Source organism: Clostridium aquiflavi (genome assembly GCF_031344075.1).
In the GTDB taxonomy this organism is placed as follows: Bacteria; Bacillota; Clostridia; order Clostridiales; family Clostridiaceae; genus Clostridium; species Clostridium aquiflavi.
Genome location: NZ_JAVJAN010000083.1, coordinates 1 through 3,803, shown reverse-complemented (window position 1 = coordinate 3,803; position 3,803 = coordinate 1). Strand labels below are relative to the sequence as shown.

The following is a 3,803-nucleotide window of genomic DNA, read 5'->3' as shown; positions in this document are numbered from 1 at the left end:
AAGCAAAGTGGACTGAGTAATTGAACTTAGGAATGCTAAAATGAGTATAGTCCCATTTTAGCTTGTTCCCAATATAAAATTGTACTGTGTGAAAGTTCGTGTTTCCAAATGTAAAATTTGGACACTTACTTTTGACAAGCAGTAAATGTGACAATATTGAAAGGAAACTCGACTTCGCTGAGTAAGTTCGAAAATCTAAATATAAAATTTAGATTCTCACTTAACAATGCTCAAAGTCCAATTACAATGCCCCTTTACCTATTGCATATATCAACATTCATTTAAAACAGAGCTAAGAAAACAAATTATTACTTGTAAGTTATGTAATAGAAAGTATTATTATATTTCATGATAAAGAGATGATGACATTGCTTGACAATGATATTACTAAATAACTATAATTTTCATAGTTATGATGTGAAATATGAAAAGGAGGATATATTAATGGAAAATAAATAAATTTAAGAGATAGGAATGAAAAAATGAAAATTAAATTAAAAGAAAAATCGCATAATCACTCAGAAGGAATATATTCAATTGACTTTTATGCATACCAATCTCAAATAGGTCATTGGAATTCTATGTTCAAGGTATTATTTGCATTTATTACATTATTATTTTGCATTATTGCAGATAATTTTTATGTATCTTTAACTATTGTATTTACTATGGCTTTTATTACTATATACAAAGGTGGAATTCTTTTTCGGGAATATTTGCATCTACTTACTATACCAATGTTTTTTATGATTCTTGGTAGTATTGCAATTGCTATAGGAATATCAACACGACCACTAGGACAATATAATTTGAATTTTCACTGGTTTTATTTATATTCATCAAATGAAAGTATAATAAAAACATTGAAAATTATGATGAAGGCATTTGGAGCAATAAGTGCTATGTATATGATGACTTTATCTACATCAGCTAGTGAAATAATTTCTGTTTTACGTAAACTTCATATACCAAAACTTATCATTGAATTAATGAATATGGTATATAGATTTATATTTATTTTACTAGATGTACAATGCAAAATGAAAAATTCAGCACAATCTAGGTTAGGATATGTTGATTTTAAAACATCTTGTTATTCTTTTGGTAGTACAGCAGGAAATCTTTTGATTGTTTCTTTAAAAAAGGCAAATGCTTATTATGATTCAATGGAGTCTAGATGTTATAATGGTGAGATGAATTTTTTAGAAGAAGATAAAAATATAGAAATAAGTCAAATAGTATTAGCGATAATTTATATGATATGTTTAATAATATTGTGGTTAATAACTAGATAGGAGTAGAGAGTATGAATGAAAGTTCAAATGATGCGATTTTACAGGTGAGAAATTTAAATTATAAATATAACAATGAGAAAGCTGTATTATCAAATGTAAATATTGATATTTATGAAGGTGAAAAAGTAGCCATTCTTGGATCAAATGGAGCAGGTAAATCTACGTTTTTTTTAAATATTAATGGAGTTTTAACACCTAAAAGTGGTGATATTATTTATAGAGGGAAAAAAATATCTAAAAAAGAACTTAATGAATTGAGAAAAAATGTGGGTATTGTATTTCAAGATGCAGATAATCAGATAATTGCTTCAACTGTTTTGGCAGAAGTTTCTTTTGGTCCTATGAATTTAAAATTACCTAAAGAAGAAGTTAAAGAAAGAGTTGAAGAAGCATTATCATATATGAATTTAACAGATTTTAAGAATCGTCCTCCACATTATTTAAGTGGTGGTGAGAAAAAGAGAGTTAGTATTGCAGATATTATTGCAATGAAATCAGAAATTATAATTTTTGATGAACCTACTGCATCATTAGATCCTTTAAATTCAATTATGCTTGAAGAAGTTTTAAAAAAATTATCAGAAGAGAAAAAAACACTTTTAATATCTACTCATGATATAGACTTCGCTTATCGTTGGGCAGAACGTGTTATTGTTTTTGCTAATGGAGAAATTATAGCAGATGGAACACCATTACAAATATTTAAGGATGATAAAATAATAAAATGTGCAAATTTAAAGCGTCCTACTATGCTAGACGTATATGAAATTTTAGTAGATAAAGGCTTAATTAGAAATAATTCCATTTATCCTAAGGATATAGTTGAATTTATTAAAATGTTATAATGTTATATTGAAATTATGTGAATTATAGGATATTAAACCAGATTAAGTTGACAATGTGAATACTTTTACTATAGAATTAAAATTGTTTATAAAAGTAATATGAAAATATTACCATATTATTATAAAAAGGTGCCTGTGGTTTTCTCCGCAGGATAATAGGGAAAAGAGTGAAATTCTCTTACGGTCCCGCCGCTGTATTGGAAGATTTATATTTTATTATGTCACTGGGAAACTGGGAAGACAAAATATAGAGATAATTCTTAAGTCAGAAGACCTGCCTTTTTTATCGGATATATATAGTTACGAGAGATGACTATATATGGACAAGTCTCTTTTAATGTTATTTAATAATGTTATTTAAAGAGATTATTTATGATGCTAGTTTGATGAGTGGGAATCATTGAATGTGGTATCTTTTTTTATTTGAAAGGAGAAATAAAATGAAAGAACAAAAAAACATTAAGAAAATCGCTATTATATTTGCTTTGCTATTTGGAATAACTCCAGCAGTAAATGCGATGCATATTATGGAGGGGTATTTACCAGTTAAGTATTGTGTATCATGGGGAATTATAAGTTTACCATTTTTAATAGCAGGATTTTTTTCTATTAAAAAAACTTTAAGAGAAGATAGGAAATCATTAGTTATTTTAGCAATGTCAGGCGCATTTATATTTGTAATATCATCTTTAAAGATTCCATCAGTTACAGGAAGTTGCTCTCATATGACTGGAACAGGTCTTGGTGCTATTTTATTTGGACCATTTGCTGTTGGGATTTTAGGAATTATAGTATTAATATTTCAAGCAATTTTATTAGCACATGGTGGACTTACTACACTTGGAGCAAACACTTTTTCTATGTCAATTGCAGGACCGATATTATCGTACATAATATATATTATATGCAAAAAGTTAAAAGTAAATAAAAAGTTAGGTATTTTCTTAGCAGCATCTTTAGGAGATTTATTTACTTATTGTATTACTAGCTTACAACTTGCTATTGCTTATCCATCACCAGATGGTGGAATAGGTGCTTCTGCAATAAAATTTTTAGGTGTTTTTGCACCAACTCAAATACCACTTGCAATTGTTGAAGGTATATTAACAGTTATTGTTATTATTGGATTAGAAACATATGCAAAATCTGAATTAACATCAATTGGATTTATGAAGGAGGGAAAATAATAATGAGTAAAAATAAAAAAACAGTAATAATATTATTAATTATTGCATTAATTATTACTATAGTTCCTCTATTTGCATTAAAGGGTGCTGAATTTGGTGGATCTGATGATGCTGGAAGTGAAATGATAGAAGAAATACATGGAGAATATGAACCTTGGTTTACACCTGTTATGGAAACATGGATTGATGGAGAATTACCAGGCGAAATAGAAAGCCTTCTTTTCTGTGTTCAAACAGGTATAGGTGTCGGAATTTTTGCATTTTTTATGGGTAGATTTGTAGAGAGAAAGAAATGGCAAACAGGTAGTCATAAAGAATGTTAATATGTAATTAAATTCAATAAAATAATCATTTAATAAATTGGCTATGTTTTAGCAGAGTGTTGATATATGAATAAGCAAAGTGGACTGAGTAATTGAACTTAGGAATGCTAAAATGAGTATAGTCCCATTTTAGCTTGCTCCCAATATAAAATT

Annotated in this window: 4 protein-coding genes and 1 riboswitch; all 4 genes read left to right on the top strand. The window is 27.8% G+C overall.

Annotation, left to right across the window (positions count from 1 at the left end; genetic code table 11):
* Positions 1 to 482: 482 nt before the first annotated feature.
* Entirely contained in the window at positions 483 to 1,295 is an 813-nt protein-coding gene (cbiQ, locus tag RGC78_RS15945) for a cobalt ECF transporter T component CbiQ (RefSeq protein WP_309556947.1), read from the top strand.
* A gap of 11 nt (positions 1,296 to 1,306) precedes the next feature.
* Positions 1,307 to 2,140, top strand: coding sequence for an energy-coupling factor ABC transporter ATP-binding protein (locus tag RGC78_RS15940; RefSeq protein WP_252224548.1), 834 nt, complete (start codon positions 1,307 to 1,309; stop codon positions 2,138 to 2,140).
* Positions 2,141 to 2,251: 111 nt separating this feature from the next.
* A riboswitch (cobalamin riboswitch) is annotated at positions 2,252 to 2,436 on the top strand.
* 144 nt (positions 2,437 to 2,580) lie between these two features.
* Positions 2,581 to 3,327, top strand: a complete 747-nt coding sequence (locus tag RGC78_RS15935) for an energy-coupling factor ABC transporter permease (RefSeq protein ID WP_252214636.1) — start codon at positions 2,581 to 2,583, stop codon at positions 3,325 to 3,327.
* A gap of 2 nt (positions 3,328 to 3,329) precedes the next feature.
* On the top strand, positions 3,330 to 3,650 hold the full coding sequence (locus tag RGC78_RS15930; RefSeq protein WP_252214639.1) for an energy-coupling factor ABC transporter substrate-binding protein: 321 nt from the start codon (positions 3,330 to 3,332) through the stop codon (positions 3,648 to 3,650).
* Positions 3,651 to 3,803: the final 153 nt, after the last annotated feature.

Bases quoted from the DNA above. Each gene is read 5' to 3' on its own strand.
- cbiQ (WP_309556947.1), top strand. From the start codon at position 483: ATGAAAATTAAATTAAAAGAAAAATCGCATAATCACTCAGAAGGAATA.
- RGC78_RS15935 (WP_252214636.1), top strand. From the start codon at position 2,581: ATGAAAGAACAAAAAAACATTAAGAAAATCGCTATTATATTTGCTTTG.
- RGC78_RS15930 (WP_252214639.1), top strand. From the start codon at position 3,330: ATGAGTAAAAATAAAAAAACAGTAATAATATTATTAATTATTGCATTA.
- RGC78_RS15940 (WP_252224548.1), top strand. From the start codon at position 1,307: ATGAATGAAAGTTCAAATGATGCGATTTTACAGGTGAGAAATTTAAAT.